25 protein-coding genes are annotated in these 22,101 nt (G+C 30.7%); 15 read left to right on the top strand and 10 right to left on the bottom strand.

Annotation, left to right across the window (positions count from 1 at the left end):
- The first annotated feature begins 17 nt into the window (after positions 1–17).
- Entirely contained in the window at positions 18–1,001 is a 984-nt protein-coding gene (locus tag AJ936_RS03330) for an MnmA/TRMU family protein (protein ID WP_002862273.1), read from the top strand.
- Positions 1,002–1,085: 84 nt separating this feature from the next.
- On the opposite strand, the gene aroC is transcribed toward AJ936_RS03330, so the two are convergent.
- Genes aroC through AJ936_RS03310 form a run of 4 tightly spaced genes read right to left on the bottom strand, consistent with a single transcriptional unit; the run spans position 1,086 to position 4,248 of the window.
- The gene (gene aroC, locus AJ936_RS03325; RefSeq protein WP_002862274.1) at positions 1,086–2,174 is read right to left on the bottom strand and encodes a chorismate synthase; all 1,089 of its coding nucleotides are present in this window, start codon (positions 2,172–2,174) and stop codon (positions 1,086–1,088) included.
- Positions 2,174–2,848 (bottom strand): ribonuclease III, encoded by a 675-nt coding sequence (gene rnc, locus AJ936_RS03320; RefSeq protein ID WP_002862275.1) that lies wholly within the window; start codon positions 2,846–2,848, stop codon positions 2,174–2,176. Before rnc ends, aroC begins: the two co-directional genes overlap by 1 nt.
- On the bottom strand, positions 2,835–3,275 hold the full coding sequence (gene rnhA / locus AJ936_RS03315; RefSeq protein WP_002851277.1) for a ribonuclease HI: 441 nt from the start codon (positions 3,273–3,275) through the stop codon (positions 2,835–2,837). The genes rnc and rnhA overlap by 14 nt, the downstream gene beginning before the upstream one ends.
- Positions 3,262–4,248 (bottom strand): hypothetical protein, encoded by a 987-nt coding sequence (locus AJ936_RS03310; RefSeq protein WP_044779894.1) that lies wholly within the window; start codon positions 4,246–4,248, stop codon positions 3,262–3,264. Before AJ936_RS03310 ends, rnhA begins: the two co-directional genes overlap by 14 nt.
- A 69-nt stretch (positions 4,249–4,317) precedes the next feature.
- Here AJ936_RS03310 and dnaG point away from each other — a divergent pair, with 69 nt between their 5' ends.
- The 13 genes from dnaG to AJ936_RS03245 all read left to right on the top strand — a co-directional run bounded on the left by dnaG (position 4,318) and on the right by AJ936_RS03245 (position 16,332).
- The gene (dnaG, locus tag AJ936_RS03305) at positions 4,318–6,135 is read left to right on the top strand and encodes a DNA primase (RefSeq protein ID WP_070274060.1); all 1,818 of its coding nucleotides are present in this window, start codon (positions 4,318–4,320) and stop codon (positions 6,133–6,135) included.
- A gap of 81 nt (positions 6,136–6,216) precedes the next feature.
- Positions 6,217–6,489 (top strand): NifU family protein, encoded by a 273-nt coding sequence (locus AJ936_RS03300; protein ID WP_002866611.1) that lies wholly within the window; start codon positions 6,217–6,219, stop codon positions 6,487–6,489.
- Positions 6,476–7,027, top strand: a complete 552-nt coding sequence (locus AJ936_RS03295) for a hypothetical protein (protein ID WP_002855727.1) — start codon at positions 6,476–6,478, stop codon at positions 7,025–7,027. Before AJ936_RS03300 ends, AJ936_RS03295 begins: the two co-directional genes overlap by 14 nt.
- Positions 7,011–8,294: a UDP-N-acetylmuramoyl-L-alanyl-D-glutamate--2,6-diaminopimelate ligase gene (locus AJ936_RS03290; protein ID WP_002862278.1), complete on the top strand. Its 1,284-nt coding sequence runs from the start codon at positions 7,011–7,013 to the stop codon at positions 8,292–8,294. The genes AJ936_RS03295 and AJ936_RS03290 overlap by 17 nt, the downstream gene beginning before the upstream one ends.
- A gap of 3 nt (positions 8,295–8,297) precedes the next feature.
- Complete coding sequence (locus tag AJ936_RS03285) at positions 8,298–8,609, top strand: YbaB/EbfC family nucleoid-associated protein (protein WP_002851172.1); 312 nt, start codon at positions 8,298–8,300, stop codon at positions 8,607–8,609.
- The gene (locus AJ936_RS03280) at positions 8,606–9,700 is read left to right on the top strand and encodes a PDZ domain-containing protein (RefSeq protein WP_002862279.1); all 1,095 of its coding nucleotides are present in this window, start codon (positions 8,606–8,608) and stop codon (positions 9,698–9,700) included. Before AJ936_RS03285 ends, AJ936_RS03280 begins: the two co-directional genes overlap by 4 nt.
- Complete coding sequence (locus tag AJ936_RS03275) at positions 9,697–10,542, top strand: polyprenyl synthetase family protein (RefSeq protein ID WP_002883129.1); 846 nt, start codon at positions 9,697–9,699, stop codon at positions 10,540–10,542. The genes AJ936_RS03280 and AJ936_RS03275 overlap by 4 nt, the downstream gene beginning before the upstream one ends.
- Before the next feature lie 9 nt (positions 10,543–10,551).
- Positions 10,552–12,450, top strand: a complete 1,899-nt coding sequence (tkt, locus tag AJ936_RS03270; RefSeq protein WP_044779896.1) for a transketolase — start codon at positions 10,552–10,554, stop codon at positions 12,448–12,450.
- A 1-nt stretch (position 12,451) separates the two neighbouring features.
- Positions 12,452–13,561 carry an ABC transporter permease gene (locus AJ936_RS03265; protein WP_070274059.1) on the top strand — a complete coding sequence of 370 codons (1,110 nt, stop codon included), beginning with the start codon at positions 12,452–12,454 and terminating at the stop codon, positions 13,559–13,561.
- Positions 13,562–14,284, top strand: coding sequence for an ABC transporter ATP-binding protein (locus AJ936_RS03260; RefSeq protein ID WP_002862283.1), 723 nt, complete (start codon positions 13,562–13,564; stop codon positions 14,282–14,284).
- Between the two features lie 2 nt (positions 14,285–14,286).
- Positions 14,287–15,177, top strand: coding sequence for an MlaD family protein (locus AJ936_RS03255; RefSeq protein ID WP_002862284.1), 891 nt, complete (start codon positions 14,287–14,289; stop codon positions 15,175–15,177).
- Entirely contained in the window at positions 15,177–15,776 is a 600-nt protein-coding gene (locus tag AJ936_RS03250) for an ABC-type transport auxiliary lipoprotein family protein (RefSeq protein ID WP_002862285.1), read from the top strand. The genes AJ936_RS03255 and AJ936_RS03250 overlap by 1 nt, the downstream gene beginning before the upstream one ends.
- Before the next feature lie 55 nt (positions 15,777–15,831).
- Positions 15,832–16,332 carry a flagellar FLiS export co-chaperone gene (locus AJ936_RS03245; protein ID WP_070209901.1) on the top strand — a complete coding sequence of 167 codons (501 nt, stop codon included), beginning with the start codon at positions 15,832–15,834 and terminating at the stop codon, positions 16,330–16,332.
- A gap of 370 nt (positions 16,333–16,702) precedes the next feature.
- On the opposite strand, the gene map is transcribed toward AJ936_RS03245, so the two are convergent.
- The 6 genes from map to AJ936_RS03215 form a co-directional block, all read right to left on the bottom strand.
- A complete protein-coding gene (gene map, locus AJ936_RS03240) occupies positions 16,703–17,461 on the bottom strand; it encodes a type I methionyl aminopeptidase (protein ID WP_002856112.1) in 759 nt (252 codons plus the stop codon).
- Between the two features lie 9 nt (positions 17,462–17,470).
- Positions 17,471–18,214: a glutamate racemase gene (gene murI, locus AJ936_RS03235; RefSeq protein WP_002871264.1), complete on the bottom strand. Its 744-nt coding sequence runs from the start codon at positions 18,212–18,214 to the stop codon at positions 17,471–17,473.
- Position 18,215: 1 nt separating this feature from the next.
- Entirely contained in the window at positions 18,216–18,677 is a 462-nt protein-coding gene (locus tag AJ936_RS03230) for a C40 family peptidase (RefSeq protein WP_002862288.1), read from the bottom strand.
- Positions 18,678–18,685: 8 nt separating this feature from the next.
- Entirely contained in the window at positions 18,686–19,855 is a 1,170-nt protein-coding gene (nhaA, locus tag AJ936_RS03225; protein ID WP_070274058.1) for a Na+/H+ antiporter NhaA, read from the bottom strand.
- Positions 19,852–21,000 (bottom strand): Na+/H+ antiporter NhaA, encoded by a 1,149-nt coding sequence (gene nhaA, locus AJ936_RS03220; protein ID WP_032603391.1) that lies wholly within the window; start codon positions 20,998–21,000, stop codon positions 19,852–19,854. The genes nhaA (AJ936_RS03225) and nhaA (AJ936_RS03220) overlap by 4 nt, the downstream gene beginning before the upstream one ends.
- Before the next feature lie 141 nt (positions 21,001–21,141).
- Positions 21,142–21,324 carry a YjfB family protein gene (locus AJ936_RS03215; protein ID WP_002856010.1) on the bottom strand — a complete coding sequence of 61 codons (183 nt, stop codon included), beginning with the start codon at positions 21,322–21,324 and terminating at the stop codon, positions 21,142–21,144.
- Positions 21,325–21,684: 360 nt separating this feature from the next.
- On the opposite strand from AJ936_RS03215, the gene AJ936_RS03210 reads away from it, so the two are divergent.
- Positions 21,685–21,897 (top strand): hypothetical protein, encoded by a 213-nt coding sequence (locus tag AJ936_RS03210; RefSeq protein WP_002862290.1) that lies wholly within the window; start codon positions 21,685–21,687, stop codon positions 21,895–21,897.
- The last annotated feature ends 204 nt before the right edge of the window (positions 21,898–22,101 follow it).

Genomic DNA, 22,101 nt, shown 5'->3' with positions numbered 1-22,101 from the left:
ATCTCAGAAAGGAATCAATGAAAGCATTAGCTCTTTTTAGCGGTGGGCTTGATAGTATGCTTGCAATGAAACTCATCACTGCACAAGGCATAGAAGTTAAAGCTCTAAATATCAACATAGGTTTTGGAAGCACAAGTGACAAAAGCGAAATCATGAAAAAGCGTGCGGCAATGGTAGGTGCAGATTTTGAAATGATAGATGTAAGAAATTCCTATCTTCAAGAAGTGCTTTTTAATCCACAATATGGCTATGGCAAACATTTTAATCCTTGTATAGATTGTCATGCTTTTATGTTTAAAACTGCTCTTGCTATGTTAAAAGAAGAAAATGCAAGCTTTATCATCACAGGAGAAGTTTTAGGACAACGCCCTATGAGTCAAAGAAGTGATGCGATGGCAAAGGTTAAAAAACTTGCTCTTGATGAAGAAGATTTAATCTTGCGTCCTATGTGTGCAAAAAACCTACCTCTAACCAAACCTGAAAGAGAAGGTTGGGTAGATAGAGAAAAACTCGAAGGTATTAGTGGAAGAAGTCGTAAAAGACAACTTGAACTTGCAGCTAAATTTGGCTTAGAAGACTTTGAAAGCCCAGGTGGAGGTTGTTTGCTAACTCTTGATAGTTTTGCTAAAAAAATTCGAGATTTCATAGAATTTGACAAAGATATGCAGGTTAATGACGCACAACTTTTAAAATATGGTCGTCATTTAAGATTACCCAATGGAGCTAAAATGATCATAGGTAGAAATGAACTTGAAAATACTCTTTTAAAAGGTTTAAAAACTCCTAAATATGAAGTAATAGAACTTGGAGATTTAATCGGAGCTTACTCTTTGGTAGATGAAAAAATTTCAGAAAAAGACTTAGAACTTGCCTTAAAAATAGCCCTTACCTATACTAAACACGAAGTAGGAAAAAGCCATGAACTTAAATTTAAAAATCAAGCTTATACAAGTATAGCTTTTGAAAATAAGGCTGATATTAATCAATTTTTTATTAGTTAAAGTATAAAGTATTTAGCAAAACAAGCGATATAGTATTTGAATCTTTTCAAAATATTGCAATCAAGCCCATGAAAATGGGCTTTTTTATTTTAATCCATAAGCATTTTTTAAATTGTTTAAATTCGCACTCGCATTCAAAAGCAAACAATCAGCCAAAACCAAACGCACCATAGCACTAGCTACAACACTTCCTCTAACACCTACACAAGGATCATGCCTACCTTTGAGTTCAAATTCCAAATTATTGCCAAATTTATCTATACTTTCTTGCTTGGCAAAAATAGAAGGAGTAGGTTTAAAATAAGTTTTTAAAATAAGATTTTCTCCATTTGAAATTCCTCCTAAAATTCCTCCACTATGATTGCTTAAAAACTTGCCATCTTTTAAAGCATCATTATTACACGATCCGCGCATTTTGCTTGCATTAATACCTTCGCCTATTTCAACTGCTTTAACAGCATTAATTCCCATTAAAGCATGAGCTAATTTAGAGTCTAACTTATCATAAAGAACTTCTCCAAGTCCCACAAGCATACCACTAACTTTTGTAAAAACAGCAGCGCCTACACTATCTTTTGAATTTCTAGCATTTAAAATTTCATTTTTAAAGTCACTTTCTAGTTTTGGATCAAGGCAAAAAATTTCACTTTTCTTAGCAAATTCAAAATCAAATTCTTCTTCTTTCAAATTTGATACAAAAGTTCCTATTCCAAAAACACCACTTTGAACACAAATGCCAAATTCACACAAAAGCATCGCTGCAACTGCACCACCAGCCACTCTAGCAACACTTTCTCTAGCGCTTGATCTACCTCCACCCCTATGATCTCTTATGCCATATTTATAAAAATAAGCAAAATCCGCATGAGCAGGACGAAATAGATCTTTTAAATTATCATAATCCTTAGAATGAGCATTTTCATTAAAAACTACTATAGCTATAGGATGACCCGTTGTATATCCTTCAAAAACTCCACTTAAAACCTGAGCTTTATCGCTTTCTTTTCTTGGTGTTGCAAATTTACTTCCGCCTTTGCGTTTATCAAGCTCATTTTGTAAAAATTCTTCATCAAATTTAACTCCAGCAGGCACTCCATCAATAATACATCCAACAGCCACACCATGAGACTCACCAAAACTTGTAAATTTCAATCTCGTACCAAAGGTATTCACTATAAAGCTCCTAATTTCTCAAGTGCAATTTTTGCTGCCATTTGTTGTGCTTCTTTTTTGCTTCCCGCAATAGCTCTTGCAAGTTCTTTACCATCAAGCATTAAAGCGATTTCAAATTGCTTTAAATGATCAGGACCAAAAGCACGCACTGTTTCATACTGCGGAGTTTGTCCGATTTTTCCTTGTGTAATCTCTTGTAATTTTGTTTTATAATCTTTTATAAGAATTTTTGCATCAATTTGAGGGAAATTTTTTTCTATAAGCCTTAAAGCAATAGTTTTTGCAAACTCAAACCCAGCTTCTAAATGTATAGCACCTATAATGGCTTCTAACGCATCTGAAAGTATAGAAGGCTTTTCTTTTCCTCCATTGTTTTCCTCAGCAACACTCATAAAAATAAAATCGCCCAAATTTAAACTATTTGCAATTTTTGCAAAAGACTTTTCATTCACTAAAGCCGCTCTAAGCTTAGATAAATCTCCTTCGGCATCTTTGGCGAATTTATGAAAAAGGTATTCACCCACAACTAAATCAAGCACGGCATCACCTAAAAATTCCAAGCGTTCGTTGTTGTAAGATTTTTTAAAACTTTTATGGGTTAAAGCATGTATAAGAAGATTTTTATCTTTAAATTCATAAGTTAAACTCTGCTCTAGTTTTTCAATGTTTTTCATCATTTTCCCTTGCAATTTTCAAAGCAGCTTCACGCGCCAATGTATCACATCTTTCATTTTCCAAATGTCCATTATGTGCTTTTACCCAAAAAGCCTTAATCTTATGAGATTTTGCCACTTTAATATATTCCTTCCATAAATCTATATTTTTTTTACCTTTAAAATCCTTTTTTATCCATCCTTCTAGCCATTCATTAATACTTTGAACCATTAGGTTAGAATCTGTAAAAAGCGAAATTTCACAAGGCTCTTTTAAAGCCTTCAAAGATTCAATAATTGCCATTAGCTCCATTCTATTGTTAGTGGTATTAGCCTCAGCTCCAAAACCTTCCTTTTGATACTCCTTATAACGCAAAATATAAGCCCATCCGCCAAAACCTGGATTATTAAGACATGAACCGTCTGTATAAATTTCAATGTGTTTCATTGTTTTTCACTTCATAAATAATTGTACAAGTATTAAACTCATAACAAATAGGACAGTGATAAAAAAATAAAGGCATAACATTTTTACACTCAGAACAACGATATGAAAATTCTAACCCCGCATTAAAAGAATTATCTTTTAAAATTTTTAACATTTTAAAATTAGAATTTTTAAAAACAAACTGATGTGTATCATCATGCTTTGAAATTTTGCCCAAAGCATAAAAGAATTCTAAAAAATCTTGATTTTCTAAATTAAACGCTTCATTTTCTCTATAAAGCAAATCACAAATATCAAAAAAATTTTGCCCTAAAAACATATGATATTTTTCAAAAACTAAACGCCCTAACATAGGATTATCTTCTATTTTAAATTCTAAAAGTTTTTTCTTTTTTTCTTCATCAGTGATATTAAAAGTACAAAGTTCTAAAGCTTTGATAAAATCATGCTCTTTTTGTACATCTTCATTAAGCTCAAAAAGACATTCTAAAAGTTCTAAATTTTCTTTATAAGAACGAAGTTTTAAATAAACAATTTTTAAAAGTTTTAAGGCTTGTATATTTCTTGGACGCAGTTTTAAAACTTGTAATAAAACTTCTTTTGCACGCTCTAAAAATCCTGCTTTAAAATAAACTTTTGCCAAAGAAAGGAAAATAAATTCTCTTTCTTGTTTATCTTTACATTTTTCAAGAGCAATCAAATAAATTTGAGTTGCTTTTTCAAATTCTCCGCTTTTAGTAAAAATTTCGGCCAAAAAACTTAAATTTCCAAAACTCAAGCTACTATTTCTTAACAACTCTTTATGAGCGTTATCCATTTCAAATTTTTTTATAAATTTTTCAAGCTTTTGTTCTTCATCTTTGTTAGCAAATATTTTCCAAATATAATTTGCAACAGCTACAACAAATACTAAAATGGTTAAAATTATAAGCCCTACTAAAGGGTCTCTGTATTCTACAAAGAAAAAATCCATAGTCTCGCTCTAAAAATTTTATGCCAAATTATAGCCAAATCTTTGTATAATTTTAACAAGGTTTGTAAAATGATAACTAAAGAAAGTATAGAAAATTTATCCCAAAGACTTAATATTGTTGATGTTATAGAAAATTATATTGAAGTAAAAAAACAAGGCTCTAGTTTTGTATGTATCTGTCCTTTCCATGCAGATAAAAACCCGTCTATGCATATCAATCCTACCAAAGGTTTTTATCATTGTTTTGCTTGCAAGGCTGGTGGAGATGCTTTTAAATTTGTAATGGATTATGAAAAATTAAGTTTTGCCGATGCAGTTGAAAAAGTTGCAAGCCTTAGTAATTTTACTTTGAGCTATACAAAAGAAAAACAAGAAAATAAAAAAGAGCTAAAATCTATACTACCAAGCTTAAATGCGTATTTTAAAGATAATCTCAAACACCACAAAGAAGTTTTAACCTATCTTTACCAAAGAGCTTTAAATGACAAAGATATAGCCAAATTCGAATTAGGTTTTGCAGGAGCAAGTGAAGATAGTATAAGATTATTGCAAAATCAAAAAATTCCTTTAGAAGATGCTATGAGTGTTGGAGCTTTAAAAAAAGATGAAAATAATGAATTTTACGCAAGTTTTATATGGCGTATCACCTTTCCAATCTACGATCATAAAGACTTATTAGTAGGGTTTGGAGGGCGTACTTTAAATCCCAATGCACCGGCAAAATATGTAAATTCACCCCAAAATATACTTTTTGATAAAAGTAGAATTTTTTATGCTTTTAACATCGCTAAAGAAAATATAGCCAAAAAAAAAGAAATAATAGTATGTGAAGGCTACATGGATGCAATAGCTTTTCACAAAGCAGGGTTTAACAATGCTGTAGCAGTTCTTGGAACAGCATTAACCGAACATCATCTACCTTTAATCCGCCGTTATGATGCAAAAGTGATTTTATGTTTTGACAATGATGAAGCAGGATTAAAAGCTGCGACACGATCTGCATTTTTATTAAGCACAAACAAAATAGACGGTAAAGTGGCAATTTTACAAGGCGGAAAAGATCCCGCTGAGCTCGTAGCAAAAAATGAAAGCACAAAACTCCATAATATACTCGATGAAGGAATAGAGCTTGGTGAATTTTATATCAGACGCTTAATATCCACTCATTCCATAATTTCTGCTCTTGACAAACAAAAAGCTTTAGAAACTATACAAAAATTCACCTTTAATCTTGAACCTTTAGTGGCAAATTCTTACACTAGTCTAGTTTCAAATTTATTAAAAGTGGATGAAAAATTTATCGTCTTATCACAAAATTCAAAAAAAACCATACAAACCCCTTTAATTTCTCAAAATAAATACAATTTTCCTAAAGAAAAAATTCACATTGCAGAATTAGAACTTATAGCTTTTTTAAAACAGCATCCAGATATATGTAACGATTTTAAGCAAATTAGTGATAGTGTTTGTTTTAAGCATAAAATTTTATTGGATAAAATTTTAGAAAAAAAAGGTTATGAAGATAGTGATATTAGAGAATTTGAAAGTAAAAATATTCGAAAAAATTTAAACTATAGCGAATTCTTGTTAGGTATTTGCAAGGTTAATTTAGCTTTTTTAAACAATGTAAAAATTAAAAATTCTACACTCGCATTAAAAAAACAACTTTTTACGCTTATTGATAAAAATTTAAATCTTTTAATTAAAAATTTAAATACCGAAGAATTAAATAATTTTTTAAAAGAATATTTAAGCTTCTTAAAATATGAAAAAAACGAAGAAATTCTGCAACAATCATTTAGAAACTTAAATGGAATTTTTAGTAACAAAAACTTTACAGCTTATGATTTAGGATTTAGCGCACAAGATAATGACGAACCTTTTTAATTTATTTAAATTTCAAGCCTTAATTTACCTTTTTTTAAACACAATCACGCTAAAGTATATAAAAATTTTTAAGGATAAATTATGATGCCTTTTAGTGATGAAGAGCTTATAAATCCTGTTAAAGCAAGTTTAGAAAAGAGCTTGCCTATGCTTGAACGTGATGGCGGAGGGCTTGAATTTTTAGGGATTAAAAATGGGGTTGTTTATGTCCATTTAATAGGAGCTTGCAAAGGTTGTGCATCAAGTGGAACGACACTAAAATACGGTCTTGAAAGGCAACTTAAGATTGATATTCATCCAGAAATCACTATAATCAATTTAAACGGCGGAGCAGACGAATTTGCAAAATTATAAAAAACTTGGAATTGAACATTTTTACAAGAAAGATTTTAAAACTGCAAAAATGTATTTTTCTATGGCTTATGAAAAACGCAAAAATAAACGCTTGCTAAATTTTATCTGCCTTTGTGATCTTGCTTTAAAATCTCCTAAAGAAGCTTCTTTACTTTTTGATTTTTATATAGAACATTACAAAATCTCTAGCATTGATAAAGACTTAGAAGAAATTTTAAGTACGATTGAATTTAAAAAACAAGAAAACAAACAGGAAAACGAATTTGAAGATGGGCATGCGTTAAATTATCAAGATTTTTTAAAAAGCGAAGAAGAACTTGGTTTTCAAAAAAGTTTTGAAAATATCATTAACAGCACTAAGTTAGTTATTGATAATCGTGATGATTTTTTAGATTTTTTGGAAAAATTACTTGATAATGGCTATAAAGATATGACTTTAAATTATATAGAAAATGTTATGCCTCATTTTTGGGCAAATGATAGATTTATCAAACTCCAAGAAAAACTCATAGGATTTAAAAGTGAAATTAAAACTTGAAAATTCATTCATTACAGATAATACCTTAGAGTGTGAAAAAGAATGCTTTTTTTTACAAACCACACAAAATGCTAAATTTCACGCTCAAGCCTTAGAAAAAGGTGCAAAAATCATTGATGTAAATGAATGTAAAAAACTTTTAAAAATCGATGAAAAGATTCAAATCATAGGAATCACAGGAACCAATGGTAAAACCACAACCGCAGCAGCGATTTATTCTATCTTATTGGATTTAGGTTATAAATGCGGGCTTTGCGGGACAAGAGGAGCTTTTATCAACGATGAACAAATTGATGAAAAATCCTTAACCACCTCCCCTATTCTTAAAACCTTAGAGTACCTACAAATAGCCACTCAAAAAAAATGTGATTTTTTCATCATGGAAGTAAGCTCACACGCACTCGTTCAAAACCGTATCGAAGGCTTAAATTTTGCTGCTAAAATTTTTACCAATATCACTCAAGATCATTTAGATTTTCACGGTACTTTTGAAAATTACAAAGAAGCAAAAGAACTTTTTTTTACAGATGAGAGTTTAAAATTTATCAACAAAGATGCTTTGGCTATTAAATTTAATGTGCGTAACGCTTTTACTTACGGCATAGAAAATCCTGCTTTATATCAAATCAAAGCCTATTCTTTAGAAGAAGGCATTAGTGCTATTGTAACAAATAAAAATCAAACTTTTCACATAGACTCGCCCTTACTAGGACTTTTTAATCTTTACAATCTTCTAGTTGCTAGTGCTTGTGTGAATGAACTTGTAAAGCCTGATTTAAAAGATTTGGAAAAAGCTATCAGTGGATTTGGCGGAGTTTGTGGCAGGGTAGAACAAGTAGCAAAAGGTGTGATTGTGGATTTTGCTCATACGCCTGATGGCATTGAAAAAGTGCTTGACACTCTTAAAAATAAAAAACTCATCGTTGTTTTTGGAGCAGGTGGAGATAGAGATAAAACCAAACGCCCTTTAATGGGAAAAATCGTCGAACATTTTGCAAAAATTGCTATCATTACAAGTGATAATCCACGCAGCGAAGAACCAAAAACCATCATGGAAGAAATTTTATCAGGCTTTGCTAAAAAAGAAAAAGTTTTAACGATAGAAGATAGAAAAGAAGCCATAAAAAAAGCTTTAGAACTAAAAGAAAATGACGATTTAGTCGTTATTTTAGGCAAAGGTGATGAAACTACTCAAGAAATTAAAGGGATAAAATATCCTTTTAGTGATAAAGTAGTTGTTAATGAAATTTTAAAAAATCAAGGATAATCAATGTTTGAAAATATGGATTTTTCTAAAATGGGTGAACTTTTAAATCAAGTTCAAGAAAAAGCAAAAAATATAGAACTAGAACTTGCAAATCGTGAATTTAGCGCCAAAAGTGGAGCAGGACTTGTTAAAGTAAGCGCTAATGGAAAAGGCGAGATTATCGATGTTAGCATTGATGATTCTTTACTTGAAGATAAAGAGTCCTTGCAAATTTTACTTATTTCTGCGATTAATGATGTTTTAGCCATGGTTGCGCAAAATCGCTCAAGTATGGCGAATGATGTTTTAGGCGGTTTTGGAGGTATGAAATTATGAAAAAAATTTTAATTATTTGCATGCTTTTTACTTTGTCTTTTGGTATAGAAAGACCTAAATTTGAAGATTTTTTAGCAGGTTATGAAAGAAATAAGGCAAGCATGCTCAACTATGAAGGAATGCCAGCTTTTGCACTCAGTGAAAATTTACTTGCTGTGTTAAAACAGCCTAATACTAAGCTTAACAAATATGTAAAATACGATCCATTTTTAAATTTATATCTTGTAAGAACTGACTTTAGCCTAATCCCTACTCCTATGGGTGATGAAGAAAAACTTACTCGTAATGATTGGGTTGGAATTTGGGATCCTAATAAACCTTATATAGGGCATATTAAGTATTTAGCTCAAAATATTGATGAAAAAGATCAACTTGATTTTAATTCTAAAATAGGACTTTTAGGGACTCCATGCTGTGAAATGATGGGGATTGCTTTAAATAATAGCTCTTTTATAGGCAATCGCTATTTAAAACATTTTATGAAATATAACGATGTTTATTGGGGGGATATTGGCGTTGATTTTGTTGTTCGAGAAAATAAAATTTATGTTAACAATGTAAGAAAAAATCCACAATTTTTAATCAACGATCAAGTTATAAGTGTTGATGGCTTACCCGCCAATGATTTAAGAAAACTCAATGAAAAAATTCTTTTTGCAGATCGCGGAAGCACTCTTTATTTTCAAGTATTGCGTGATAATATGGATTTAAATATTTCTACTGAAGTTTTTGCAAAAGATTTAAGCAAATTTAACCTTCCTGATTCTAAACCAAAACCAAAAATTACAAATTTCACAAGCAATCTTGGTTTAACGGTTAATACTAGTCTTGTTGTAACCAAAATAGATCCAAAATCAAAAGCATCAAATGCAGGATTTATGGTAGGAGATAAAATTTTACGCGTTAATAATATTATTTTAAATAATTTTAAAGAATTACAAAATATTTTAAGTGCTGGTAATGACTTTAGCATCTTAATTGAACGCAAAAGTACTAAATTACCTTTATCAAATTTCAACAATGAACTAGGCGGAAATGCCAACTCAGGTGGCGATGGTAAATTTCAATTTTTCATAAGGCTTACTAAGTGAATTTAAAAGAACTTTTTATCCATCACTTAGAAAAAAATCTACCTAAAGTTGAAAGCTTTCATCCTTTTTTTAATGAAGCTTTAGCCCTTATGCTAAAAGCGGGAGGAAAGCATTTTCGCGCACAATTGCTTTTAAGCGTAGTACAAAGCAATAAACCTGAACTTTTAAATCAAGCTTTAGATGTGGCTTTAGCTTTGGAATTTATCCATACTTATTCACTCATACACGATGATTTACCCGCTATGGATAATGCGGATTTTAGACGAGGAATTCCAACCTTACACAAAAGCTACGATGAAACTACAGCCATCTTAGTTGGCGATGCTTTAAATACTGAAGCTTTTTTAGTTCTAAGTCATGCTCATTTAAAAGATGAAATCAAAATCAAACTCATCAAAACCCTTGCCTTTAATGCAGGACTTAATGGAATGGTTATAGGACAAGCTATTGATTGTTTTTTTGAAGACAAAAGACTGAGTTTAAATGAACTTGAGTTTTTACACACACATAAAACCGCAAAATTGATCGCTGCAGCTTTAAAAATGGGTTGTGAAATTTGCGAACTTAACAACGAAGAAAGCAATCAAATTTACAAACTTGGTTTAAAACTAGGACTGATTTTTCAAATCAATGATGATATTATCGATGTAACTACAAGTCAAGAACAAAGCGGAAAGCCTACTAATAACGATATTCATAAAAATTCTTTTGTCAATTTGCTTGGACTTGAACAAGCCATAAAAACAAAAGAAAATCTTCTTAGTGAATGCGAACAAGATTTAGAAAAACTTAATGAAAAACTCGCACAAATGATACAAAATTTAATAATTCAATACTTATAAAGGCAAAAAATGGACATTCAAATTTTACAAGAACAGGCAAATACTCTAAGATTTTTAAGTGCCGATATGGTGCAAAAAGCAAACTCAGGACACCCAGGTGCACCTTTGGGCTTAGCAGATATTTTAAGTGTTTTAAGTTATCATTTAAAACACAATCCCAAAAATCCAACTTGGCTAAACCGTGATAGACTTGTATTTTCAGGTGGACATGCAAGTGCTTTACTTTATAGTTTTTTACATTTAAGTGGCTATGATTTAAGCCTAGAAGATCTTAAAAATTTCCGCCAACTTCATTCTAAAACCCCAGGACACCCTGAAATTTCAACTCTTGGAGTAGAGATTGCTACAGGCCCTTTAGGACAAGGCGTTGCCAATGCTGTAGGCTTTGCTATGGCGGCAAAAAAAGCACAAAATTTACTAGGTAGTGATTTAATCGATCATAAAATTTATTGTCTTTGCGGAGATGGAGATTTGCAAGAAGGCATTTCTTATGAAGCTTGTTCTTTAGCAGGACTTCACAAGCTTGATAATTTCATACTTATTTACGATAGCAACAATATCTCCATAGAAGGCGATGTAGGTTTAGCCTTTAACGAAAATGTAAAAATGCGTTTTGAAGCACAAGGATTTGAAGTTTTAAGTATAAATGGACACAATTACGAAGAAATCAATAAAGCCTTAGAACAAGCTAAAAAATCCACAAAACCTTGTCTTATCATCGCAAAAACAACTATAGCAAAGGGTGCAGGAGAGCTTGAAGGCAGTCATAAAAGCCATGGTGCACCTTTGGGCGAAGAAGTGATTAAAAAAGCCAAAGCACAAGCAGGTTTTGATCCAAATATCAGTTTTCATATCCCACAAGCAAGCAAAATCCGCTTTGAAAGTGCTGTAGAACTTGGGGATTTAGAAGAAGCAAAATGGAAAGATAAGCTTGAAAAAAGTGGTAAAAAAGAACTTTTAGAAAGGTTATTAAATCCTGATTTTAGCAAGATAGCTTATCCTGATTTTAAAGGAAAAGATCTTGCTACAAGAGATAGCAATGGTGAAATTTTAAATATTTTAGCTAAAAATTTAGAAGGATTTTTAGGTGGAAGTGCGGATTTAGGCCCTTCAAATAAAACAGAACTTCACGGCATGGGAGACTTTGTAGAAGGTAAAAATATCCATTTTGGTATCAGAGAACACGCTATGGCAGCGATTAACAATGCTTTTGCAAGATATGGAATTTTCTTACCATTTTCGGCAACTTTTTTCATCTTTAGCGAGTACTTAAAACCTGCTGCAAGAATAGCGGCTCTAATGAAAATCAAACATTTTTTCATTTTCACACACGATAGCATAGGTGTGGGCGAAGATGGACCAACACACCAACCTATAGAACAACTTAGCACTTTTAGGGCTATGCCAAATTTTTTAACCTTTAGACCTGCTGATGGAGTGGAAAATGTCAAAGCTTGGCAAATAGCCCTAAATGCAGGTATTCCAAGTGCTTTTGTGCTTTCACGCCAAAAACTCAAAGCTCTAAATGAACCCGTTTTTGGAGATGTAAAAAACGGAGCATATTTACTTGAAGAAAGCAAAGATGCTAAATTTACACTTTTAGCGAGCGGAAGCGAAGTTTGGCTTTGTCTAGAAAGTGCAAACGAACTTGAAAAACAAGGTTTTGCTTGTAATGTTGTTTCCATGCCTTGTTTTGAACTTTTTGAAAAACAAGATAAAGCTTATCAAGAAAGATTGTTAAAAGGTGAAGTTATAGGTGTTGAAGCAGCACATTCTAATGAACTTTATAAATTTTGCCATAAAGTGTATGGCATAGAAAGTTTTGGAGAAAGTGGCAAAGACAAAGATGTGTTTGAACACTTTGGCTTTAGCGTTTCAAAGCTTGTAAATTTTATCCTTAGCAAATAAAATGAATACAAATTTCAAATTTCAAAATAACACTCTTTTTATCTTTGGAATTTGGGATAAAACAAGTATTTATAAGTTAAAAATAAAAGATTTTTTAGCTTTGATTCAAAGCAAGGAAGTGATTTTTGATTTTAAAGATCTAAAAGCAATCGATACCGCTGGAGTGAGATTTTTCCTTGCTTTGGAAAATGACCTTAAAGATAAAAATATTAAAATCACCAAAGAAGGCTTAAATTCACGCTTTCAAACCCTTTTTGAACTTTGTGAAAAAAACTACCAAAGACTAAGCAAAACAAAAAAATCACATAAAAATTTCAGTGAATACTTTATCGATCTTGGAAAATTAAGTTTAGAACTTTTAAAAATTTTAAGAAAATTCATCAATTTCACAGGAGCTTTTTTCACAAGTCTTTTTTTATGCCTTAAAAATCCTAAAAATTTTCGCTTTATTGCTTTTTTATATCATATAGAAAATTCTGCTTTTAAAGCCTTGCCTATAGTTATTTTAACTGCTCTTTTAGTAGGAGTGGTTTTAGCCTATCAGGCCGCTTATCAACTCGCACAATTTGGAGCCAATATTTTCATAGTGGATTTGATGGGAATTTCAGCCACTAGAGAACTTGCACCTTTAATCGCTGCCATAGTGATCGCAGGAAGAAGTGCAAGCTCTTATACCGCACAAATTGGAGTGATGAAAATCACTGATGAAATTGCAGCTATGAATACTATGGGTTTTCGTTCTTTTGAATTTATTATTATTCCACGTGTTATGGCTTTGGTAGTGGCTATGCCTTTAATCGTTGCCATTAGCGATGCAATCAGTATTATAGGTGGAATGATGGTTGCAAAATTAAATCTTGATATTTCAATTGCCGAATTTTTAAGACGCTTTAGAGAAGCTGTAGATATAAAACATATCTTTATAGGACTTGTAAAAGCACCTATTTTTGGATTTTTAATAGGGCTTATTGCTTGTTTTCGTGGTTTTGAGGTAAAAAACACTACACAAAGCATAGGAATTTATACCACAAAAAGCGTTGTAAATGCTATTTTTTGGGTGATAGCTTTTGATGCTTTATTCTCTGTTATTCTAACTTCTGCAGGAATTTAAATGGTTATTAAAGCACAAAATATCATTACAAAATTTGGAGAAAAAATCGTCCATGATGGCGTAAGTTTTGAAATCAAAAAAAACGAAATTTTTGGTATTTTAGGAGGTAGTGGAAGTGGAAAATCCGTCCTTTTAAAACAAATGCTTATGCTTGAACATTTTGATGGTGGAGAATATGAAATTTTAGGCTATAAACTTAAAAATATCAACGAAGAAGATGCACTTGCTTTGCGTAAAAAATGGGGTGTGGTTTTTCAGTTTGCTGCACTTTTTAGCTTTTTTAATGTTTATGAAAATATAGCCATTCCTTTAAAAGAATACACTCATTTAGATGAAAATAGCATACAAGAACTGGTTTTAATGAAGCTAAAAATGGTAGGTTTAAACGAAAGTGTTTTAAAACAATTTCCAAGCGAACTTAGTGGTGGTATGCAAAAAAGAGTGGCAATTGCTAGAGCTTTAGCACTTGATAGTAAGTTACTTTTTTTAGATGAACCTACCTCAGGACTTGACCCTCATAGTAGTCGCGAATTTGACGATTTGGTTTTAGAATTAAAAAAAAGTTTTGATTTAAATATCATTTTGGTTACACATGATAAAGAAAGTATGAAAAATTTACTCGATCGCTTTATCATTTTAGAAAATAAAAAAGTTGGATTTTGCGGTACTTATGAAGAATTACGCCTGCAAAATGAACGACTTTTTAAAAGATTTATGGAGTAAAAGTGGAAAATAGAGCAAATTATTTTTTTGTAGGACTTTTTGTTTTTGGAGTGTTTTTTGCAAGTCTTGGTTTCATACTTTGGCTTGGTGGATACTCTAAAGAAGAAAGTTTTAAGTATTATGAAATTCACACGCAAGAATCCGTTGCAGGACTTGGCATAAAAGCACCCGTAAGGCTTTTGGGCGTGGAAGTAGGTAGCGTAGAAGAAATCAGCATTTACAATCAAGATGAACTCGGCGTTAACATACGCATTAAGGTCAAAAACAATACCCCTATAAAAGAAGACACCTTTGCTACTTTGCAACTTCAAGGTATCACAGGGCTTAAATTTGTCCAACTTCAAGGCGGAAGCAAAAATAGCAAAGATTTAGTATCTATACAGGGAAAACTTCCAGTCATTCCTTTTAAAGAAAGTTTTTTAGCAACCATAGACAGACAAAGTGAACATATTTTTTCTTTGGTTAAAACGGCCGATGATAAATCAAAAGAACTTTTAAGCGAAAAAAATCTTAAAAATCTAGAAATCTTTTTGCAAAATCTAGCAGAATTAAGTGCAAATTTAAATGCTAATTCTAAAAATTTAAGCCTTAATCTTTCAAACACAAGTTTAAAAATAGGAAAAATGGCTGATAATATAAGCCTTAGTGCGCAAAATTTCAACTCCAGTCTTAAAGACATAAAAGAAAGCACGATGATTTTAAAAAATTTCATAAAAAAAGCTGATGAAAAATTAAACACTTATGATGATATTAAAGCATCTTTGATGCAAAATTTAGAGCTTTTTAAACGAATTTTAATTGAAAGCAATATTCTAATAGAAAATTTACAAAACAGCCCTGCTGATTTGATTTTTAAAGAAACTAAACCTAAACTAGGACCAGGAGAAAAATAATGCTAAAGCAATTATTCTATATTTTGACTTTTATTTTTATATTATGCGGATGCTCTTTAAGACACGAAACCATCAATAAAAATGAAAATATCATATTAAAAGATGAAGGAATAGACTCAAATATTTTTTTTAAAAAAACCGGTAAAATTCTTAAAATTCGCAATGCAAATGCACCTTGGTATTTAAACTCGCGAGCTATTGTTTATATAGATAATGGTTTTAGCAACAAATACGCACATTATTTCTGGGGAGACTTACCAAGCAATCTTTATTCTTTTTTAATTTTATCAAAATTTGAACAAAGCAATATTTTTACAACCTTACTTTCTTCAACAAGCTCTTTAAATGCGGATTATGCCCTTGAAAGCAGGATTAACTCTTTTGAACAAATTCTTAACAACAATGAAAACTACGCTCAAATTTCTATAAGCGTAAATTTCATAAATCTTGAAAACAATCAAATAATAGCTCATAAAATTTTCAATACTAAAGAAAAAATAGAAAAAAAAGATATCCGCTCTACTTATAATGCTTTTCAAAAAGCCTTAAATAAAATTGGAAATGAGATTGTTTTTTGGGTAAATTCTAATTTATCCTAATTTAGGAACACTTTTTGCTTTTTAAATATTTAGCAATATTTTTGAAAGGTAAACAATGAAAAGTGATTTAGATATATTTAAAAAACACTTAGGCGAAATTCAAAGCGTGAATGAATTTAAAGCAAATCAAATTTGCTCTCAAATCAATGATGCAAATGATTTTATAGGAGCACTTCAAGTACTTGATATGTCTTTAAAAAAAATAGAAAAAAGCATTCTAGAAAGAATAGATGAAAATTCAGATGATATGCAAAAAAGAACTCTTGATGCCACAGCATCACAACTTATACAAAACTGCTCTTTCATGGGAATAGCCCTTTTTGGAAATATTTTCAATGTTTATGTTGGTAAAAAACTTTTTGAATTTGAAATTGCTAATCCACTTTTAATTCTTCAAACAAGTAATTACGAAGGTGTATTAGCCTATATACAAGATAAAAGAGATGAAATAAAAATCATTCTATCAGAGTTAGCAACCGCAATCACCATGGGCGAAACTGTGGATAATGCTGGAATTTATAACTCTACAATGGATTTTAAAAATTTATTTAAATAAGAATAGTAATCATTTGTTCTCTTTAAGCAAATATAATATATTTTAGCTTAAAGAGATTTTCCAAACTCTAAAAGAGAGTTAGGCTACGAATAAAAAGGGGGAGGGAAATAGCCTAACCCAAACGAGATCTTAAAAGATCTCTTTAAACTAAAATAAATATTTAGATAATTTAATAAAAATTATTAAATTATCTAAACCATATTTATGTTTTAGTTTAATACGATGTGACACTTTATTCTAATAACACTTAATATATGATAAAAATATTATTTAGTAACTTAAATTATTAAAGAATATTACTACAATATTATTTAAAAAATTTTAAATTTTTAGGATTTTAAGAAAAAAATATTATTTTTATAATTTAATATCATATCATAGAAAGAATTTCAGCACGCCCATTAATCACAGCAACACAATGTTCATAATGAGCCGCATTAAGCCCATCAATACTTCCAGCATCCCATTTTCCATTATAATGTTTTGGTGTTCCATCTTTTTGGCATATCATAGGCTCTATGCAAAACACCATTCCATTTTTAATTTTAGGGCCACTTTTTGCACTCGCACCTTTTTCTAAATAATTTAAAATTTCAGGCTCTCCATGGGGCTTTCGTCCTATACCATGTCCACAATATCCACGAAGCGGGACAAAACCTCTTGCATGGATAAATTCGCCTAAAGCAGCTGAAAGTTCCTTAAAACGCATTCCATCATGAATAATATCTATAGCATGATATAACGCGTCTTTAGCACAAGAGATTAAAGCTTTATCAGTGGGTGAAACTTCTCCTATAGCAATAGTTCTTGCTGCATCCCCATAATACCCATCAATCAAACTTCCCACATCAAGACCTAAAATATCACCCTCTTTGATAATTTTATCATCTGGAATTCCATGGATACAAACTTGATTTAAAGATGTACAAATGGCACCTGGAAAACCATAAAGCCCCTTAAATGATGGCTTGGCACCAAGGCTTAAAATATAATCTTCTGCCATTTTATCAATTTGTTTTAAACTCATTCCTATTTTAATTTCATTCTCTAAAAAATTTAAAGTTTTTGCTACAATTTGATTTGCTATTCTTAATTTTTCTATTTCATCTGGTTTTTTCAATTCTATCATTTTGTTTCCTTATAAATTTAGCCAAATTTTAGCAGTATTTTTTAAAGATTCAACATCGCTTGAAGCATAAAAATGCAATCTTGCTTTATGATTTTTCAAATCTATATTTTCTCTTTCTTTAAGAAATTCAACTATAGCATCTCCTGAATGAATTAATTTTGTTTTATCGCCAAAATACTTACTTAAAGAACGACCTAGTAAAGGGAAATGAGTACAAGCGAGTATCAAAGCATCTGGAGTTGTGATATTTTTAAAATAATACTCCATAGCACTTTGCAAAAAATCTCCTTCAAAAATACCTTCTTCAACCATAGGCACAAAAAGCCCTGTAGCTAAAGCATTTATATTTGTATATCCTTGAGATAATAAACGCTTTTGGTATTCTTCTGATTTAATGGTTGCTTTTGTTGCAATGACTAAAATTTCTTTATTTTTATCATGTAAAGCTTTTATCGTTGCTTCAACCCCTGCATCAATTACGCCATATACTGGAAAATGTGCTTTTGCTTTTAAAGCATCTAAAGCATAAGCACTAGCAGTATTACATGCAATGATAAGCATATCAATTTGAAATTGTTCAAAAAATTCCAATGCTTCAAGACAGAACTTGATAATAGTATCTTTATCTTTTACCCCGTAAGGAACTCTTGCGGTATCTCCATAATAGATAATTTCATCAAAAAGTCTAGCTTCATAAAGAGATTTTAAAACACTAAGCCCCCCTACTCCGCTATCAAATACACCTATTTTCACTTTAATACCTTCTTGCTCCTATATAACGAGCCTTCCAATAAGAACTATTTAACTCGACTTCTTTTACTCCACCTTTAGTAGATAAATGTATAAATTTTCCCTTGCTCGTATAAATACCAACATGCATACCATTTGGCCCTCTACCTGTCTTAAAAAATACCAAATCTCCTGTTTGCAATTTTGATTTAGAAACTTTTCTCCCAGAACCTAATTGAGTTTTTGTAGTGCGAGGTATGCGTATATTAAGCTGAGCTAATGCACTCTGCGTAAATCCTGAACAATCAGCACCTTTTTTAGTAGTTCCACCTAAAACATAAGGAGTTTTTTTCCATTCATTTGCTATAGTCTTAAGTTTTGTTTCTTTATTTGTATTATAAATCGGACGAGTATAGTTTAAATTCTGATAAAAACTACATCCACTTATAAAGAATACAATCGTGATGATGAAAAAAATATGCCTCATCAGTCCCCTTAAGATCGAGTAGCAAAGAATTTAAGATAAATAAAACCCCAAATCCCAGAACAAAATGAAGCTATAAGAATAGCTAAATTATCTGCATAATTAAAAATATCACTGACTTCATACGCCAAGCCATCGATAAACAAACTCATTGTAAAACCAATACCTGTAAGTATACAAACCCCATAAAGTTGTTTCAAATTTGAACCTTGGGGCAAGGCTGCAAATTTAAAGCGGATTGCCAAATAAGAAAACAAAAATACACCCACTTGTTTACCCACAAAAAGCCCCAAGAAAATACCTATACTTACACCTGAAAAAATTGCTCCTATGTCGATATTGGATAAATTTACCCCAGCGTTAGCAAAAGCAAATAAAGGCAAGATAACAAAAGCGAGCCAAAATTTTAGACTTTCATAAATTTCTTCTAAAAATGCTTCTCCATTTTTAGTTTGCATCGGTATAAAAAATGCTGTTATGATTCCAGCCAAAGTTGCATGCACACCACTTTTTAAAACACTAATCCAAAGAATAACTGAGCAAATAAAATAAAAAGACTTTCTTGTTATTCCTAAAATATTTAAAACAAGCATTACCAAAATAGCAATTCCTGCAACGACAAAAGCAACTATTGATAATTTTGTCGTATAAAAAATAGCTATAATTAAAATAGCACCCACATCATCAAAAATAGCCAAAGAAAGTAAGAAAATTTTTAAACTTGATGGAATATGCTTACCACACATCATTAAAATCGCTAAAGCAAACGCTGTATCTGTAGCTGTAGGTATAGCCCAACCTTTTAAAGTATAAGCATCTCCTATATTTACCAAAGCAAACAACATCGCAGGTATAAGTATACCCCCTAAAGCAGCCATAAAAGGTAAAACAATATTTTTAGGATTTTTAAAATCCCCATGCAAAAATTCCTTCTTAAGCTCAAGCCCTATAGCAAAGAAAAATATAGATACAAGCCCATCATTTATCCAAAGCAAAAAAGGTTTATTAAGCTCAAATTCACCTACACTAAATCCGACTTTTAAATTTAGAAATTCTCGATAATGTTCGCTAAAAGATCCATTTTGCACAAGCAAAGCAAGCAAAGTACAAACTATAAGTAAAACACCACCAAAAGCCTCATTTAAAACTAAAGTTTTTAATTTATGTACTATATTATTCATTTAACAATCTTAAGATAAATAAAACCAACAATGGCACTTAAAAAACTAGCTATTAAAATAGCAAGTTTATCCGCATGTTCAAAAATATCACTATTTTTATAGGCCAAACCATCAATAAATAAGCTCATCGTAAAACCAATGCCTGTTAAAATACATATACCATAAAATTTTCCATATTTAATATTTTCAGGTAGTTTTGCAAGCTTAAGTTTGATAGCAATAAAACAAAAAGTAAAAACACCTAGTTGCTTTCCTAAAAATAATCCTAGAATAATTCCAAGGCTTACAGGTGAAAATACTGAACCAAGATGCATATCTCTGATATCAATCCCAGCATTAGCAAAAGCAAATAAAGGCAAGATAAAATAAACCACCCAAGGATTTAAATCCTTAAGAACTTCATGCAAATAAGGTTTTTTATTTTTTGTATCAAGCGGTATAAATAAAGAAATAATCACACCAGCCAAAGTCGCATGTACTCCACTTTTAAGCATAGCTATCCACAATACAACACCTACTAACACATACAAAGAAAGATGGGTGATGTGATAATAATTTAACAAAAGCAGAGCAAATATACAAAACAAACAAATAATAATCGCCAAAGCTGAAAGCTGATCTGTATAAAATAAAGCAATAATAACAATAGCGCCCAAATCATCAAAAATAGCTAAAGAAAGTAAAAAAAGCTTTAAACTTGTAGGAATTTTATTTCCTAAAAGCATCAAAATGCCTACTGCAAAAGCTATATCAGTTGCTGTAGGTATTGCCCAACCTTTCATAGCAAAATCATGGGAATAATTAATAGTAGCAAAAATTAAAGCAGGAGTAATCATACCCCCAAAAGCTCCAAATATAGGTAAAGACACAGCTCTTATATTTTTAAGCTGTCCGCGTAAAATTTCATATTTTAACTCAAGCCCTATACATAGAAAAAATATAGCTATCAAACCATCATTTATCCATAAATCCAACGACTTTGAAATTTGAAAATGATCAAATCCTACTGTAAAATTAGCATGAAAAAAATCTGTATAAATAACACTTAAAGAAGAATTTTTACATAATAAGGCTAAAAATGTAAAAAATATAAGCAAAATACCAGGGAAAGTTTCACTTAAAACCATCTTCTTTATCATTTGCATCCTTGCTCCTAAATAAATATTATAAAAATTTAATACGATAAATAAAATGGCAAAATTATAACGAAAAAATACTAAAGAAATAATTATTTAAAAAAACAAGCTCAAGATACCAACAAGTTCTTAAGCTTGTTCTTAAGATATTTAAGCGTAAATATCCAAACCACTAGAGCTAGAAACTTGTGGAGCGGAGGCTTGAGAGACACCTTCCATACCTTCGATGAGTTCATTCATCAATGCCTCGTTTGTGTCCATAGATTTTTTCAAAACTGAAGTATTAACAGCAGTCATTAAATTAGCATTACCCATAGAAACATCTGAAACCATATCATCCTCCTTTTAGATTGAGTCTTAAGACTTTATTTAAATCGGATGATATTTTTAAAACTTAATATTTTTTACTAAACTTTTTAAAATTTTTCAAGGAAACCAATATCTGAAATTAAAAATCATAAATTTTTTAAGATAAAATCCTATTTTAAAAATTTTTACACTATGAAACAATAAGCAAAATATAAATGGTTGGTACTTTTAAAAGTGAATTAAATGGATAAAAATTTATTTCAATAAATTTAAGTTTTATCTTATTTTATACGATTTATAATATAATCAAAAATTACAACTTAAGAAAAAAATGAAAAAAATATCTTAAGTTTAGTAAACATTGTAAACTAAGAGGTTAATGAAATGATACTGGTAACACCTTGTGGCGTTATGGATACCACAAATTTTGGCAAAAGTGAAGTAAATAGGCAAACTATAGATTTTTCTTTAAAATCTCAAGAAAAAAAAGAGAAAGTAGAAGCTGAAGCTGAGAAAGAAGAAGTAAATAAAGACAATAGCGATTCTACAAACACAGATACCAACAAAAAAGATAAACTTTTGGATATATCTGCTTAGTCTAAAATATACTATAGCTATATCTCCTTAAAGAATACGCAATAAATGATTTTTTGATTTTTATTAAGCTTTTAAAACACTAAAAAATGAAAAATTAAAAATACAAAAACAATATCCCAAAGTGCATAGCTTAGAAGAAAGCCTTGCGATACTTAAAAACAACCCATATTAAATCACAAAAATAAGATATATTTAAAAATTTAT

Source organism: Campylobacter sp. BCW_6877, from assembly GCF_001762445.1.
In the GTDB taxonomy this organism is placed as follows: domain Bacteria; phylum Campylobacterota; class Campylobacteria; order Campylobacterales; family Campylobacteraceae; genus Campylobacter_D; species Campylobacter_D jejuni.
Note: the sequence above shows the minus strand (reverse complement) of the source record. Positions and strands in the feature narration are given on the sequence as shown.

Excerpts from the sequence above, each read along its gene's own strand:
- tkt (WP_044779896.1), top strand. The coding sequence starts at position 10,552 with ATGGACATTCAAATTTTACAAGAACAGGCAAATACTCTAAGATTTTTA.
- AJ936_RS03260 (WP_002862283.1), top strand. The coding sequence starts at position 13,562 with ATGGTTATTAAAGCACAAAATATCATTACAAAATTTGGAGAAAAAATC.
- AJ936_RS03310 (WP_044779894.1), bottom strand. The coding sequence starts at position 4,248 with ATGGATTTTTTCTTTGTAGAATACAGAGACCCTTTAGTAGGGCTTATA.
- AJ936_RS03300 (WP_002866611.1), top strand. The coding sequence starts at position 6,217 with ATGATGCCTTTTAGTGATGAAGAGCTTATAAATCCTGTTAAAGCAAGT.
- dnaG (WP_070274060.1), top strand. The coding sequence starts at position 4,318 with ATGATAACTAAAGAAAGTATAGAAAATTTATCCCAAAGACTTAATATT.
- AJ936_RS03210 (WP_002862290.1), top strand. The coding sequence starts at position 21,685 with ATGATACTGGTAACACCTTGTGGCGTTATGGATACCACAAATTTTGGC.
- AJ936_RS03285 (WP_002851172.1), top strand. The coding sequence starts at position 8,298 with ATGTTTGAAAATATGGATTTTTCTAAAATGGGTGAACTTTTAAATCAA.
- AJ936_RS03215 (WP_002856010.1), bottom strand. The coding sequence starts at position 21,324 with ATGGTTTCAGATGTTTCTATGGGTAATGCTAATTTAATGACTGCTGTT.
- nhaA (WP_070274058.1), bottom strand. The coding sequence starts at position 19,855 with ATGAATAATATAGTACATAAATTAAAAACTTTAGTTTTAAATGAGGCT.
- AJ936_RS03250 (WP_002862285.1), top strand. The coding sequence starts at position 15,177 with ATGCTAAAGCAATTATTCTATATTTTGACTTTTATTTTTATATTATGC.
- nhaA (WP_032603391.1), bottom strand. The coding sequence starts at position 21,000 with ATGCAAATGATAAAGAAGATGGTTTTAAGTGAAACTTTCCCTGGTATT.
- rnhA (WP_002851277.1), bottom strand. The coding sequence starts at position 3,275 with ATGAAACACATTGAAATTTATACAGACGGTTCATGTCTTAATAATCCA.
- map (WP_002856112.1), bottom strand. The coding sequence starts at position 17,461 with ATGATAGAATTGAAAAAACCAGATGAAATAGAAAAATTAAGAATAGCA.
- AJ936_RS03280 (WP_002862279.1), top strand. The coding sequence starts at position 8,606 with ATGAAAAAAATTTTAATTATTTGCATGCTTTTTACTTTGTCTTTTGGT.
- AJ936_RS03230 (WP_002862288.1), bottom strand. The coding sequence starts at position 18,677 with ATGAGGCATATTTTTTTCATCATCACGATTGTATTCTTTATAAGTGGA.
- AJ936_RS03265 (WP_070274059.1), top strand. The coding sequence starts at position 12,452 with ATGAATACAAATTTCAAATTTCAAAATAACACTCTTTTTATCTTTGGA.
- AJ936_RS03245 (WP_070209901.1), top strand. The coding sequence starts at position 15,832 with ATGAAAAGTGATTTAGATATATTTAAAAAACACTTAGGCGAAATTCAA.
- rnc (WP_002862275.1), bottom strand. The coding sequence starts at position 2,848 with ATGAAAAACATTGAAAAACTAGAGCAGAGTTTAACTTATGAATTTAAA.
- AJ936_RS03330 (WP_002862273.1), top strand. The coding sequence starts at position 18 with ATGAAAGCATTAGCTCTTTTTAGCGGTGGGCTTGATAGTATGCTTGCA.